The organism is Candidatus Villigracilis vicinus, assembly GCF_016702885.1.
GTDB classification, from domain to species: domain Bacteria; phylum Chloroflexota; class Anaerolineae; order Anaerolineales; family Villigracilaceae; genus Villigracilis; species Villigracilis vicinus.
In genome coordinates, this window is sequence record NZ_JADJDD010000030.1 from 98,786 (window position 1) to 112,187 (window position 13,402).

Here is a 13,402-nt window from a genome sequence, read left to right on the forward strand (position 1 = left end):
CAATCCTTTTATTGTATTTTATTGAAATACAGTTCCATTATTCTTAAGTTTTTAAGTATACCCAAAAAATCCTGTGTGCCATTCATCTTTGCATCAATATCAAGAAAGTTATATTTTGATTTCAGCAGTACTGATAATCCAAATAGTTCTATACATGAAGGTAACTTTTATTATGTTTTTAATGTTTCTTTCTTGCCACCACAGCAATATATTCCATGATGATCTTCAAACCAGCAAAGACTGTCGATTCGGACGGGTCGAGTGATGGGGCGATCTCAACAACATCCAAGCCTGCCAGGGGTAAATCCTGCATGGATTTGATCAGGGTCAGTACATCCCGTGAAGTGAGTCCGCCAAATTCGGGGATGCCCGTTCCCGGCGCCACAGATGGGTCAAGGCAATCGATATCCAGCGAAATATGTACGACATCGCAATCGTTCAGGATGTTGTAAACGCTGTCGGCAATTTTACGCATGCCACGCTCGGCAACATCCGCAGCGGTGTAGACATGAATACCACCGTTCTCAATGAGATCAATTTCCTGTTCTTCCCACGAACGCAGTCCTACCATGCATACATCATGCGGTTCGATGCCGAATTCCAGTGCACGACGCATGGTGTTGGCATGGGATATGCGCGAACCGTCGAAGAAGTCACACAGGTCGGGGTGAGCGTCCACCCAAAGAATGCCGAGGCGCTGGTTTTTGAACCGCTCGCGCTGTGCCTGCAGAACGGGAATGCTGACCGAATGGTCACCACCGAGAATGATTGGCATATTGGGCAGAGAAGCCACTTTTTGGCGAACCAGCACAAAGTCCGATTCGGGAGCCGTGATGGGAATGTCGCCCAAATCACAGATGGTCATATCCTTTAAGCGGGTGCGGTCTTCACTAAAAGGCGTCAGGTGTCGCGACCAATAGCGTAGACGCTCGGGCGCGCGTGCCGCTCCCTTACGAGCGCTGGCAAGTCCATCGAATGGAATGCCAATGACACTAAAATCAGTCTGTTCGGGGGTGAGATCGGGACGATGCAGGTCGCCCCAGAGTCCGTGAGTGCCTTCCTCTGCCATGCTTGCTCTCCTTATTTTGCCAATTGTACCGTTTAAACAGGCAAGGTTGACCCGCTTTTCGTTTGCCCGTACAATGCAGACCATGCCGAAGATCTCAGGTTTTTACCTTCCTGACCATGACCCTCCAGTGTGAGCGGCTCTCTTATCATTTAATCATTGATCTCATACGAATAAATATGGAGGAACCATGAAAACCGAGTTTGTTTCCAAACGCGCGAAAATTTACGCCGATGTTCCTGACGAAAAGTGGAACGATTGGCGCTGGCAACTCAGCAACCGCCTAAATACGGTGGAAGACATTGAAAAAGTCCTGCCGCTGACAGACAGTGAACGCAAAGCCTTACAAACCCAAGGCTTATTCCGTGTGGATGTAACGCCCTACTTCATTTCTCTGATCGATCCTGAAGACCCCAACGACCCAACCCGTTTGCAGATCATTCCGCGCGCGGAGGAGATGCAAGCCTTCACTGCCATGATGGAGGATTCTCTGGCGGAAGACCGCCACTCCCCCGTGCCAGGGCTGGTTCATCGGTACCCCGACAGAGTCCTCATGCTGGTCACGACTCAGTGCGCCTCGTACTGCCGGTATTGCACCCGTTCACGTATTGTTGGTGACCCGGGGCAAACCTTCAAACGTGAAGAGTTTGAAATGCAGATCGAGTACCTCAAGCGCACCCCGCAAGTCCGCGATGTACTCCTCTCCGGTGGTGACCCTTTGGTGCTTGCGCCTAAAATTCTCGAGGAATTACTCTCGCGCCTGCGGGAGATCCCACATATCGAGATCATCCGCATCGGATCACGTGTCCCCGTCTTCATGCCGATGCGCGTCACGCAAGAATTAGTGGATATGCTCGCCAAGTATCACCCGTTGTGGCTGAATATCCATGTCAACCACTCGAACGAGATCAGCAAGGAACTCGCCGAAGCCTGTGACCGCCTCACCCGCGCAGGCATCCCGGTCGGGAATCAGTCTGTGCTGCTGGCAGGCGTGAACGACAATGTCCACATTCAGCGTCAGTTGGTGCATGACCTCGTCCGCATCCGTGTGCGCCCGTATTACCTGTACCAATGTGATCTGGTTGAAGGTGCCGGACACTTCCGTACTCCGGTCGGAAAAGGCATTGAGATCATGGAAGGTCTGCGCGGACATACGTCCGGTTATGCTGTGCCGCAATATATCGTAGACGCGCCCGGCGGCGGAGGTAAGATTCCCGTCCTGCCGAATTACATGATCAGCATGTCTGACCATAAGGTTGTGCTGCGCAACTACGAAGGCTATATCACAACCTACGAAGAGCCCACAGACTATGTCTATTCAGACGCTGCAAAGGTCAAAGGGCTGAAACGCCCCGAACCCGGTCAAGAGGGTCTAACCGGTCTACTTGAAGGCGAAGAAATGTTCATCAAACCTGATGGCTTCGACGAACTCCACAACCGTAACGGCATCCAGCACCGCCTCAAAGACGAAAGCAAGTGGAAACCGCTGGGAATCGGTTCTGGTGAGACAACAGACTAACACGGCAAAATACAGGGGCTGATATACTTAGACCTGACGGGTGAAAATCCGTCAGGTCTATTCAAATAAGGAGAATGTCATGCTCAAAAAATCACTCATACTCATTACCTTCGCCGCCTTGCTTGCGGCATGTATGCCTTCACAGCAGCCTGCCGACATCCAGGATCAGGTCAACACTGCCATTGCTGGTACCATGCAGGTCCAGAGGCAGATCGATCAATCGGTGGAAGGAACTGTTGCCGCATTAGAACTTGCCAAATCCGAAGCCACCCCAACCAATTCAGACTCCGCGGTTGCCTTGCAGGCAGCTGACACTCCAACCCCAACTGAAACGCCCTTCGTCCTGCCTTCCCCTACGGCAAAATTCACTGTCGTCCCGCCGAAGTATGCCTGCACGATCATGAATATCAAGCCGAGAAACAACTCCACCTTCTCCCGCGGCGACGCGTTCGATATTAAGTGGAGAATCACCAACACCGGCTCCGCCACATGGGTGGACGGGGTGGACGTTAAGATGATCAGTGGACCGGCAACAACGGGTGCCAAGCGTGTCGAAATAAACAAGGCGCTGAAGCCAGGTGAAAGCTACGACCTCGAGATCGATGCCAACGCCCCAACCGAGCCCGGCACCTATGTCATGGCATGGGCGGCAGATGGTCCCATTTGTTATGCGTACCTGTCGATCGTTGTAAAATAAAAGAGCTTTCCCATGTTTTGGCGTAGACACAGAACTATCTCCCTGTTAGCAGCGATGGGCTTAATGCTGGCGTGCCTCCCCACGCTCGGTCCCGCTTCTGCGCCCATCCCCACCTTTGACGCAAACGCCCCATTAACTGCGATCGTGTTGACCGCAGGTGCTGCAGCTACACAAACAGCAGCCAATCAGCCTCCGACCGCCACACTCATCCCTAGCACGAACACACCGCTTCCAACTCTGACGGCAACGCCCACTTTTCTGTTTGCCCTACCTACCCCTTCGCTGCCACCCACACAGATCCCGCTTGGTGTTTCTGGCAGGAAATATGAGTGTCAGGTTCTAAAGACCGAGCCTGGTTTTGCGATCCCCGTATCGCAAGCATTCATTGGGAAGTGGCTTATCGCCAACATTGGAACCTCCGAATGGGATGGCAACAATGCAGACTATCATTATCTCGAGGGCGACAAATTCCACCTGCAATCTGCGTATGACTTTTCAGTTTCTGTTGCGCCGGGGGTCACCGTCGAATTGCCTGTGGATATGCAGGCACCCTCAACGCCGGGTACATATACCAGCCACTGGCGCATACGGATCGGAAAAAACGATTTTTGCCCGCTGGAAATCACCATTACTGTAGTGTAAACAAAAAAATCCTCCGAGAAATTCTCGGAGGATTTTTTTGTTAGGCAGCAGGGGGAGGAGGCACTTCCTCAACAGAACCTTCCGGCTTTTTACGCATGGTGAAGAACCCGACCACAATTGGGATCACGATAAAAACAATGGACACACACAACAACGTTACCCCTAATGCAGTTGCAGAAGCGGGGTCACTGCTGCCATTTATATCGATATCCGCGCCTGGCATAAAGCTGATGCCGGTATACATTGCACCCATGAAACACATGAACAAACCTGGACATCCACAGAGCACAACTGTGGCAATAGTGGCGATCAGACCTTTATTCTTATTGTTCATAATCTCTCCTTTTTAAAATTGATTTCTTTCAGTATACGCTCAACAAAAACGGGATGCAAGCAAAAGCCTGCATCCCGTTAGTACTACATCAACTTCTCAGCTTCGCGCCGACTTCTTTTTCCAGCCGTTTGACGATCTTGTTGCGGATGGCGGCGGCATCGGCGTCGGTCATGGTTTTGTCTTCGGCTTGATAGGTCAACGCGTACGCCAGAGACTTTTTGCCTTCGCCGATCTTTTCATCACGATACAAATCAAATAAGCGGACGTTGGTCACGCTTCTTCCGCCTGTTTGCCTGATCAGCGCTTCGACGGTTTCAGCCTTCACTGATTCATCCACAATGAGGGCAATGTCTTCATAAATGGGCGGAGTCTCAGGGATGGTCTTGATGCCGTAAGTCGGGGATATGGCGCGCATGATGTCGAGGTCGAACTCGGCGACGAGGACAGGCGAGTCACCCAACTCGTATTGCTCCTTCACCAGCGGATGCATTTCACCGAACGCGCCAATGACCTTGTCACCCGCTTTGACTTCGGCGGCTTTGCCTGGGTGCAGGTGAGAGTAGGAGTCGGTGGCAGTGTAGGTGATGTTTGTGAGGCGCAACCCGCTCAACATGAGTTCGATGCGTCCCTTCAGATCGAAGAAGTCCAGTGCGGGGGAATCCTTCACATCCCATGCGGTTGCTTCACGCAGACCGGTCATCGCAATGGCGAGTTTGCGCGGCTCGTCGGGAAGTTCATTTTTGTGCGGCACGAAGACAGAGCCGATCTCGAAGAACGAGAAGGCTTCGCTGTAGCGGATGTTCTTCTCAAGCGAGTCGATCACGGAGGCGACGAGGCTGCGGCGCAGGACACTCTTTTCGGGCGCGATGGGATTCGCAAGGCGGACGTATTCATCATGCTTGGCGATGCGACCTTCTTTTTCGGGCGAGGTCATGCGATAGGACACGACTTCCTGCAAGCCAAGCGCCACGAGCAGGTCACGCAGATGTTCTTCCCACTCGTGGATGGGGTTGCCAACCTGCGGCGGGAGCGCATCTGCCATGGTGGTGGTTGGGATGTTGTCGTAGCCGTAACTGCGGGCAACTTCTTCGAGCACATCGGCAACACCGACGACACCTTCGCCAATGTCCATGCGGTGATTTGGAGAAGTAACTTGTAATTGGTTATTGGTAATTGTGCTCTTGAATTCCAAACGAGATAAGAGATTGGAGATTTCTTCGAGCGTGAGATCAATGCCGAGCCAGCGCTTCACATCGTTGACGGTGATCTCGACCACCGCATCTTTCGGCGGAAGCGGATACGCATCGACGAGGTCGGGAGCGATGGCGCCGCCAGCCCATTCCGCCATGTATTTCAAGCCGAGGCTCACGCCGCCTTCTGCCATGGCAGGATGTACGCCGCGCGAAAAACGGAACGAGGCTTCGGAGGGCAGATTGTGCTGCTTCGCCGTGCGGCGGATGTTGATGAAGTTCCACGCCGCGCCTTCGAGCAAGATGTTCTTTGTGGTATCACTCACTTCGGACTCAGCGCCACCCATCACACCTGCGAGAGAAAGCGAGCCTTTTTCATCACAGACAAGCACGTTCATTGGGGTGAGTGTGCGCTCGTTGCCATCGAGAGTCTTGAGTTTCTCGCCATCCTTCGCGGCGCGAGTGATGATCTTGATTTTCTTATTGCCTGCGCGTTGCTTCAAAACATCATAATCAAAGGCGTGCAACGGCTCACCATATTCGAGCATGGCGTAGTTGGTCGCATCGACAATATTGCTGATGGCACGAACACCCGCCAGTTTGAGTCGGCGTTGAATTTGGTACGGGCTGGGCTTGATCTCAATGTTGCGAATTAATCCAACCACAAAACGCGGATTGAGTTCAGGGTCGCCAATTTCGATCTCAACGAGTTCTTTCACCGACTGTCCACTGGCTTTTGGTAATTGGTTATTGGTAACTCGTAAATCTCTACCGAGCATGGCAGCGAGTTCACGCGCAATTCCAACAACATTCGCATTTCTCGCCATGTTCGGCAGGATGGAAATATCCAGCACAGCATCCCCGATGTAATCTGCAAGCGGCATGCCCACGGGCGCATCATCGTCGAGGATGATGATGCCGTCGCTTTCTTCGGTGATGCCCAATTCTTTTTCAGAGCAGACCATCGAGTACGAGTCCACGCCGCGGATCTTGGCGCGCTTGAGCGTCATCAAGACCTGTCCTTCGGCATGACCATCATAGAGCGTGGTGCCTTCTTTTGCGTACGCCACCTTGATGGGCTTTTCGAGTTTACCAGTGCCTTTGAGGTGGAAGATGTTCGGCGCGCCCGTCAGCACGACTTGATCTTGCTGACCATCGTACAGGTCAAGCAAAGTCAACTTGTCGGCATTGGGATGCGCTTTCACTTCACGGATCTCCGCCACGACAAGTTTTTCCTTGTCCCAGCCGATGCCGTTGGTCTTGAACTCGTGCTTCTCGCCTTCTTTGTACACAGGCATGGGCAGACCGACGTAAAGAATCTCGTCCACTTCCATACCAGCGAGGGTGAGTTTGCGTGCAATATCTTCGACGGAAAGTCCATCGAGATCAATGAAATCTTTTAGCCATGAGAGAGGTATTTTCATAATTTACTCCTTCGGGGGGCGGGATTCGGTTTTTGGAAATCGGGGGGGGGGGGCTTAAGGTTTTCCCCCCCAGGGAGGGGGGGGGGCCCCCGCGGGGGGCGCGATTCGCGCCGGGGGGGGGGGGGGCCGGGTGGCCCCCCCCCCCAAAAAAAAACCCCCCCCCGGGATGGGGGGGGGGGAGTCCCCCCCCCCCGTCCATCACAAAGTTAAGCGTTTCAGAGCCAAGCGTTCTCAGGCGCGCACACAAAATCCTTGCCTTGCACCCTTTCGTTTACGATATTCGAGTTATCTAATTATCGAATATCGATTTATCTAATATCGGCTCTTCCTAAAACTGCTCCAAGAACCTCACATCGTTACCCCAGAAGTAACGGATGTCGCCGACTTTGTTGCGCAGCATGAGCTGACGTTCAGGTCCCATGCCCCAGGCGTAGCCAGAGTAGACCTTCGGGTCGTAGCCGCCTGCGATCAACACATTGGGATGAACCATGCCGCAGCCGAGAATTTCGAGCCAGCCCGAGTTCTTGCAGACCTGGCAGCCCTTGCCGCCGCACACGAAACATTCCACGTCCACTTCGGCAGACGGTTCCGTGAACGGGAAGTACGAAGCGCGGAAGCGCAAACGCGCGCCTTCACCGAACATGCGGCGGACGAAATCTGCGATGGTGCCTTTCAAGTCCGCGAAGGTGATGTTCTTGCCAACCGCGAGCCCTTCCACCTGATTGAACTGCACTTCTGAACGCGCCGTAATCTGCTCATAGCGGAAGCACATGCCCGGCAAAGCGATACGAATAGGAGGCGGGTTGTTCGGGTCAGTCGCTGCGAAATATCGCATCGCGTGAATCTGTCCCGGCGAGGTATGCGTGCGCATCAGGATCGGATTGTCACCGCGATTTTCAGCTTCAATAAAAAACGTATCCTGCATATCGCGCGCGGGGTGATGCGGCGGGAAGTTCAAATGCTGAAAGTTGAACTCGTCCGTTTCCACTTCGCGCGAGGTGAACACCTGAAAACCCATCTCCGCCAAAATGCTTAACACGCGGCGCAACTGCTGCGTGGACGGATGCAAACGCCCAACGTGTTTGTTACGCCCGGGCAGGGTCACATCCAATTTTTCTTCGGCGAGGGATTTCGCCAACGCGGCTTGTTTCACCGCTGCGGCTTTTTCTTCCAACGCAGCCTCAAGCGCCACCTTGACACGGTTCGCAGCCTGACCGACAACGGGTCGCTCCTCTTTCGAGAGTTTGCCCAAGCCGGAAAAGACTCCCATCAATTCCGAACTGCGCCCCAGGTGGGTCACACGCCAGGCTTCCACCGCGGCGGGGTCATTGACCTCCGCCAGCGAAGCGAGCGCAGTTTTTTCGATCTCGTTTAATTTGTCCTGCATACATGCCTCCGTTTTTGGTAGGGGCGACTCGCGAGTCGCCCCTACTTATATACAAACAAAAACCTCCCGTCCACAATGGGACGGGAGGAAGATTCCCGTGGTACCACCCAAATTGCACGCTCTGCGTGCCACTTTGTGCCGACTAACATCGGCTTCCCTGATAACGCTGGGATTGCGGTTCAGACTACCAAACGTGACACGTGGAACTTGACACCTGACACGCTCTTCACCTTCACGGCTCAAGAGGGAACTTCAACTGGGTTCGGTCGAGTGCAATTTCACCAACTACTTTGCACATCTCTGGCGGCTTCCGTCAGCCTACTTTCCTCTGTCACAGCCTTGATGCGGTTATTATCTGCGGAATCAGACTTCTGTCAAGGTGCGATGCGCAATGACGCGCATCCCGCCCTGATGTTTGGCAGCGTATAAAGCAAAGTCCGCTTCACGCATCAGGGCATTGAAATCTGACATATTCCCGCGAAACACCGAAACCCCAACGCTAACACGGATCGAGATATTATGCCCGGCAAATTGGAAACCCGAAGCGCCGATCTGCTCCAAAATACGGTCAAGGCATTCCTTTGCCTGCTGGGCATTGGTATCTGGCAGGAGGAAAATGAACTCATCGCCGCCATAACGGGCAAATGTATCCATCTGACGAAGCCCCGCAACACAGATCTGCGCCACATGCTTTAGAACTGCATCGCCAGCCAAATGACTGTATACATCATTGATGTCTTTGAAATTATCAAAATCTAAAATAGCGACCGAAAACTGATTTTTATGTCGCTTGGCACGCTCTAATTCACGCGAAGCCTGCTCAAAGAAATAACGCCGATTAAAAACGCCGGTAAGTTCATCCATATGAGACAGCATCCGGAGTTGTTCTTCTGCACTATCCAAGCGATGAACCAACGAGAAGTTGTTATATAAGGAAATTGGTGCAAGCAGAAGCGGGATTATTACGGCAAGTAGCATGCCAATTAAAGAAAAGTTCCCTCTCAAATACCAGGAGGGTTGCTCCGGCTATAAAAATCGACGCAAAAACTGCCAGAAAGGTGGCAGCAACGGTCATGCGCCAAACCCCGAACCGGCGGAGCAGGGTGAGCAATGTGTTCTTTCTTGGAAGTGTGCCAACAGATGGTTTCATAGCTATTTGGTATATTTGTCGGTGGAATTTCGATGAACGGGTTATCATCTTACACCTAATTGAATAAAATCACACCACCCAAATGTCCCAGGAGAATTATGACCGTTTCACCCTTATTTGAGTTTGCATTATTGAGCTTTATTTCAATGTTCACCATGGTCAACCCCATCGGTGTCGTGCCCGTTTTCACAGCCATGACCGCCAAACTGTCTCCTCAGGAGTCTCACCGGGTGGCACGCAAAGCAACATTCACTGGGGCGGCTATTTTGCTTTCTTTTGCACTGACTGGACAGTGGATATTCCGTTTCTTCTCCATTTCAGTGGATAGCCTGCGGGTGGTAGGCGGAGTGATCTTTTTCTTCATGGGCTATGAAATGTTGCAAGCCCGCCTCACCCGAACCCAGTTTGACGATGAGACCAATCACGAATATATCAACGATATTTCTATTACACCATTGGGTATCCCCATCATCTGTGGACCGGGCGCTATTACCACTTCGATCCTGCTGATGAACGAGTCCAAGTCTGCAATGGAGCAGGGCATTGTGTTGGGCATCATCGTCGGCATTATGCTGTTCACCTATTTGTTGTTGCTTGGTGCAAAACAAGTTACTCACATCATTGGCGAAAATGGGAATAAAGTTATGCTGCGATTAATGGGCTTGATCGTAATGGTCATCGCCGTGGAGTTTTTCTTTGCCGGGCTGACACCCATCGTACAGAGGATGCTTTCAGGCGGCTAAAAGATAGAAGCGCTGGATCAGGCGCGAGTTAAGTTAGATGCGTTAAACGAATGACGGTCACCTTTTATGTGACCGTCATTCGTTTAATCCTATGGCATGGGCGGAAGTTGTTCATCGAACAACCAGGCATCGAAAAAATCGCCAAGGTCTTCACCACTGACCTCTTCCGCAATCTGAATAAAATTTTCGGTGGTGGCGTTGCCAAATTTGTAGCGGTCGTAATACGTTTGGATGATCTCGAAGAAGGCATCGTCGCCGACTTCAAGACGCAGGGCATGCAAGGTCAACCCGCCGCGCAAGTACACGCCGCCGTTGAAGAGATCGTTCGCGGCAGGGTCGCCGGGCGGAGGATAGAAATCGGGGTATTCTTTTACTTCATTGTAAACAGCAGTGACCCATTCATCGAGCCCATCTTTTCCATAATCATATTCGACCCATAACCCTTCGCTATACGATGCAAAGCCTTCATTGAGCCAGATGTCGCCCCAATCGGCGACGCTGACACTATCACCGAACCATTGGTGGGCGAGTTCATGAGCAACGACTGCTTCGGAACCTTCAATATCCTCAAGATCCACCATATCGATACCAAAAATGGACATGGTTTGATTCTCGAGCGCGGCGCCGAACTCAGTATCCATAACAAGTGCGCCATAAACCTCAAAGGGATAAGGTCCAAACAGTTCGCTGAAGTAATCGATCATTTCACCCTGGCGCGCGAACGGTTTGTTGATATCGTCGGGCAGGCTGGCAGCGTAGTAATTACGGATGGGGATACCGCCATCAGATTCCATTGTTTCGATATTGAAATCGTTGATGTTGATGGTAGTGAGATAACTCGCCATCGGGTCGCGGACGGTAAATGTATACGTAGTGGATTCACCGTTATCTTTTGTTTCTGCAAGTACACCATTGGCTGCCACTTCATAGGGCTTGGGCGCGGTGACGATCATGGTATAGGTTGCTTTATCAAGCGGATGGTCATTTACGGGATAAAAACTTGCCGAGCCATCGGGTTCACTCAACACAAAAATGCCGCCGTCGTAAGCGATCCAACCGGTGGGGAAAGGCAGGGCTTGCGAAGTCATGGGTGTAGGAACGCCTTGATAAGAGACTGCGACCGTGAAGGTTTCATCTTTTGACAAGGCTTGGGCGGGGATGACGGTTAACTCCTGACCATTTCTTTCAAACTCAGCCGCTTCTTCATTGACCGTGAGGCTGGTGATCTCGAACCCGGCAAAATCCAGGTTGAAGCGGCTCAAATCCTGTGTGGCGATGGCTTCGATGGTGGTTGTCGCTTCGAGTTCGCTCGTATCGACATTATTGATGGTGATATCGAGGGTATACGTCAGAGTGTCGTAGCCGCCGTTGCCAAAATCAGGGTAAAGCGAGTCGCCCATCCCATCCGTCCCGGCAAGTGGGTCGGGGGGCAGGTCTATGGCAGCTTCAGTGGCTTGTTCCGTGGGCGGTGTGGAAGGGATCGTTGTTGCCGTAGATGGTGCTGGTGTTGGCGCAAGTGTCTGACAGGCAAGCATCACAAACACAAGGAGCACAAATAAAAGCAGGGCAAGTTTTGGGGTGGAACGGTTCATGAAATTTCCTTTACGCTTGGGTATATCTATTTTTAGCACATCACACGCAGACGGCAACCCTCTCCCGGAGGGATTCGCCTATTGAATATCTGCGCCTTCCCACTCGAGCATGAACTGATCCAAAAATTTCGTCATAACCTGATGACGTTCTTCCGCGATCCGTTTGGCGGTCTGGGTGTTCATTCTGTCTTTTAATAAAAGGAGCTTTTCATAAAAGTGATTGATGGTGGCACTCTTACTGTTCTTGTATTCTTCAAAGCTGGCGTGCATTTGAGGTGGAGAGTCCGGGTCGTACATCATGCGATTCTTGTAGCCGCCATAGGCGAAGGCACGTCCGATGCCGATGGCGCCGATGGCATCTAAACGGTCGGCGTCTTGGACGATGAAGCCTTCGAGCGAGTCCATTTTGTTTTCGACGCCTGCGCCTTTATAGGAGATGTGCATGATGATCTTGCATACGCTTTCGGCAGTGACCGAGTCTACGGAGCAAGCGTCAAGCCAGGCTTTAGCGCGATGCGGGGTTTCATCGCCAGATTCGTTAAACTTCCAATCGTCGAGGTCGTGCAAGAGTGCGGCGAGCTGCACAATAAAAGAATTTGCTTTTTCGATCTCACAGATGGCAATGGCATTCTTCCAGACGCGGTAAATATGCCACCAATCATGCCCGGAAGAATCGTCCGAGAATTCCTTGCGGATGTACTCAGCTGTTTTCTGAACGATCTCTGCGTTCATCATATCACCAGCCGCGCAGCGATGTGAGTTTAATGCGAACCGCAGTGGAATACTCCTCTGCGAATTTCTGCGGTGAAGAGGACAATCCTTTGATACCGCTGCGGTATTTGCGTACATAGGCGTTGTTCTTATTGACCGCTTCGGCTTTGGGGTCGATCTTCGCAACCCCGCCAAAGACAATAACATCTTCTTCCCCTTTGGGGTCGGGTGTATTGAAATGCAGTGAGACCTGCGGATTGTTCACGATATGCTTGAGTTTGAATGCATCCGGCTTGCTATACAGCACGAGCGTATCGCCTTCCAACACGAACCACACCGGGCGCGGCTGGGGTGTGCCGTGCGCATCGACCGTAGTGAACCAGATAAAGTATTCCTGTTTGAGGTGGCGCAAGGCTTTGCGCCCAAGTTTGGATTTGAAATCGATCATGCTCTTCCTCCATAAAATTCATGTCATCATTGTTGCGGCTTATCTTCGTCATTATAAACGAACAGGCTGGGCAAGCTGCCCAGCCTGTTCTTACGGAGAAAATATTTTTTCATGCTTATCCATTTCTTTTCAAGAACAAAAGCATCATCACAATAATATTTATGGCTGTACCGAACGGCAGATACCACAACCCAAGCACAACCATAACGAGCAATGCACTCCGTCCCCACGGTTGCTGAGTGACGAACCCCGCCAGCACAGCCAATGTGGAAAATCCATACACCACAAAGATAACTTTCATAAAGGTTGAGCGTGGATCAATGCCAATGGAAGCCACAAGCCCAGCCCACGGTCCGAGCTGACCGGCGTACTCGCCATCTGTTGGCGTGATGTAATCGCCAACGACCAAGGCATGCGCACCGTCGAAGAACATGTACCCGGCAGTCAAAATAACAAGGAGGGTGATGATCCACTTCATGGGTTACTTTGATCTTCGCTC

Annotated in this window: 13 protein-coding genes; 4 read left to right on the forward strand and 9 right to left on the reverse strand. The window is 51.9% G+C overall.

Annotated features, from left to right (window positions below):
* Nucleotides 1–178: 178 nt before the first annotated feature.
* Entirely contained in the window at nt 179–1,069 is an 891-nt protein-coding gene (speB, locus tag IPG80_RS21240) for an agmatinase (RefSeq protein WP_345111571.1), read from the reverse strand.
* A gap of 187 nt (nt 1,070–1,256) precedes the next feature.
* On the opposite strand from speB, the gene ablA reads away from it, so the two are divergent.
* From ablA to IPG80_RS21255, 3 genes are all read left to right on the forward strand, one after another.
* The gene (gene ablA / locus IPG80_RS21245; protein ID WP_345111574.1) at nt 1,257–2,585 is read left to right on the forward strand and encodes a lysine 2,3-aminomutase; all 1,329 of its coding nucleotides are present in this window, start codon (nt 1,257–1,259) and stop codon (nt 2,583–2,585) included.
* Between the two features lie 79 nt (nt 2,586–2,664).
* A complete protein-coding gene (locus IPG80_RS21250) occupies nt 2,665–3,282 on the forward strand; it encodes an NBR1-Ig-like domain-containing protein (protein WP_345111577.1) in 618 nt (205 codons plus the stop codon).
* A 12-nt stretch (nt 3,283–3,294) separates the two neighbouring features.
* Nucleotides 3,295–3,924, forward strand: a complete 630-nt coding sequence (locus IPG80_RS21255; RefSeq protein ID WP_345111580.1) for an NBR1-Ig-like domain-containing protein — start codon at nt 3,295–3,297, stop codon at nt 3,922–3,924.
* A gap of 40 nt (nt 3,925–3,964) precedes the next feature.
* On the opposite strand, the gene IPG80_RS21260 is transcribed toward IPG80_RS21255, so the two are convergent.
* The 4 genes from IPG80_RS21260 to IPG80_RS21275 all read right to left on the reverse strand — a co-directional run bounded on the left by IPG80_RS21260 (nt 3,965) and on the right by IPG80_RS21275 (nt 9,237).
* Nucleotides 3,965–4,258, reverse strand: a complete 294-nt coding sequence (locus tag IPG80_RS21260; RefSeq protein WP_345111583.1) for a hypothetical protein — start codon at nt 4,256–4,258, stop codon at nt 3,965–3,967.
* Nucleotides 4,259–4,346: 88 nt separating this feature from the next.
* Nucleotides 4,347–6,872 (reverse strand): phenylalanine--tRNA ligase subunit beta, encoded by a 2,526-nt coding sequence (gene pheT, locus IPG80_RS21265; RefSeq protein WP_345111585.1) that lies wholly within the window; start codon nt 6,870–6,872, stop codon nt 4,347–4,349.
* A gap of 328 nt (nt 6,873–7,200) precedes the next feature.
* Nucleotides 7,201–8,259, reverse strand: a complete 1,059-nt coding sequence (gene pheS, locus IPG80_RS21270; RefSeq protein ID WP_345111587.1) for a phenylalanine--tRNA ligase subunit alpha — start codon at nt 8,257–8,259, stop codon at nt 7,201–7,203.
* 363 nt (nt 8,260–8,622) lie between these two features.
* Entirely contained in the window at nt 8,623–9,237 is a 615-nt protein-coding gene (locus IPG80_RS21275; RefSeq protein ID WP_345111590.1) for a GGDEF domain-containing protein, read from the reverse strand.
* A 270-nt stretch (nt 9,238–9,507) separates the two neighbouring features.
* Here IPG80_RS21275 and IPG80_RS21280 point away from each other — a divergent pair, with 270 nt between their 5' ends.
* Nucleotides 9,508–10,152: a MarC family protein gene (locus tag IPG80_RS21280; protein WP_345111593.1), complete on the forward strand. Its 645-nt coding sequence runs from the start codon at nt 9,508–9,510 to the stop codon at nt 10,150–10,152.
* Nucleotides 10,153–10,241: 89 nt separating this feature from the next.
* Here the strand turns inward: IPG80_RS21280 and IPG80_RS21285 are convergent, their stop codons facing one another.
* The 4 genes from IPG80_RS21285 to IPG80_RS21300 all read right to left on the reverse strand — a co-directional run bounded on the left by IPG80_RS21285 (nt 10,242) and on the right by IPG80_RS21300 (nt 13,381).
* Nucleotides 10,242–11,744, reverse strand: a complete 1,503-nt coding sequence (locus IPG80_RS21285) for a M1 family metallopeptidase (RefSeq protein WP_345111596.1) — start codon at nt 11,742–11,744, stop codon at nt 10,242–10,244.
* Between the two features lie 78 nt (nt 11,745–11,822).
* Nucleotides 11,823–12,476 (reverse strand): HD domain-containing protein, encoded by a 654-nt coding sequence (locus IPG80_RS21290; protein ID WP_345111599.1) that lies wholly within the window; start codon nt 12,474–12,476, stop codon nt 11,823–11,825.
* 4 nt (nt 12,477–12,480) lie between these two features.
* Nucleotides 12,481–12,903, reverse strand: coding sequence for a TIGR03667 family PPOX class F420-dependent oxidoreductase (locus IPG80_RS21295; RefSeq protein WP_345111601.1), 423 nt, complete (start codon nt 12,901–12,903; stop codon nt 12,481–12,483).
* A gap of 115 nt (nt 12,904–13,018) precedes the next feature.
* Nucleotides 13,019–13,381 carry a hypothetical protein gene (locus IPG80_RS21300; RefSeq protein WP_345111603.1) on the reverse strand — a complete coding sequence of 121 codons (363 nt, stop codon included), beginning with the start codon at nt 13,379–13,381 and terminating at the stop codon, nt 13,019–13,021.
* Nucleotides 13,382–13,402: the final 21 nt, after the last annotated feature.

Coding starts and splice junctions, on each gene's coding strand:
- speB (WP_345111571.1), bottom strand. CDS start 1,069: ATGGCAGAGGAAGGCACTCACGGACTCTGGGGCGACCTGCATCGTCCC.
- ablA (WP_345111574.1), top strand. CDS start 1,257: ATGAAAACCGAGTTTGTTTCCAAACGCGCGAAAATTTACGCCGATGTT.
- IPG80_RS21250 (WP_345111577.1), top strand. CDS start 2,665: ATGCTCAAAAAATCACTCATACTCATTACCTTCGCCGCCTTGCTTGCG.
- IPG80_RS21255 (WP_345111580.1), top strand. CDS start 3,295: ATGTTTTGGCGTAGACACAGAACTATCTCCCTGTTAGCAGCGATGGGC.
- IPG80_RS21260 (WP_345111583.1), bottom strand. CDS start 4,258: ATGAACAATAAGAATAAAGGTCTGATCGCCACTATTGCCACAGTTGTG.
- pheT (WP_345111585.1), bottom strand. CDS start 6,872: ATGAAAATACCTCTCTCATGGCTAAAAGATTTCATTGATCTCGATGGA.
- pheS (WP_345111587.1), bottom strand. CDS start 8,259: ATGCAGGACAAATTAAACGAGATCGAAAAAACTGCGCTCGCTTCGCTG.
- IPG80_RS21275 (WP_345111590.1), bottom strand. CDS start 9,237: ATGCTACTTGCCGTAATAATCCCGCTTCTGCTTGCACCAATTTCCTTA.
- IPG80_RS21280 (WP_345111593.1), top strand. CDS start 9,508: ATGACCGTTTCACCCTTATTTGAGTTTGCATTATTGAGCTTTATTTCA.
- IPG80_RS21285 (WP_345111596.1), bottom strand. CDS start 11,744: ATGAACCGTTCCACCCCAAAACTTGCCCTGCTTTTATTTGTGCTCCTT.
- IPG80_RS21290 (WP_345111599.1), bottom strand. CDS start 12,476: ATGAACGCAGAGATCGTTCAGAAAACAGCTGAGTACATCCGCAAGGAA.
- IPG80_RS21295 (WP_345111601.1), bottom strand. CDS start 12,903: ATGATCGATTTCAAATCCAAACTTGGGCGCAAAGCCTTGCGCCACCTC.
- IPG80_RS21300 (WP_345111603.1), bottom strand. CDS start 13,381: ATGAAGTGGATCATCACCCTCCTTGTTATTTTGACTGCCGGGTACATG.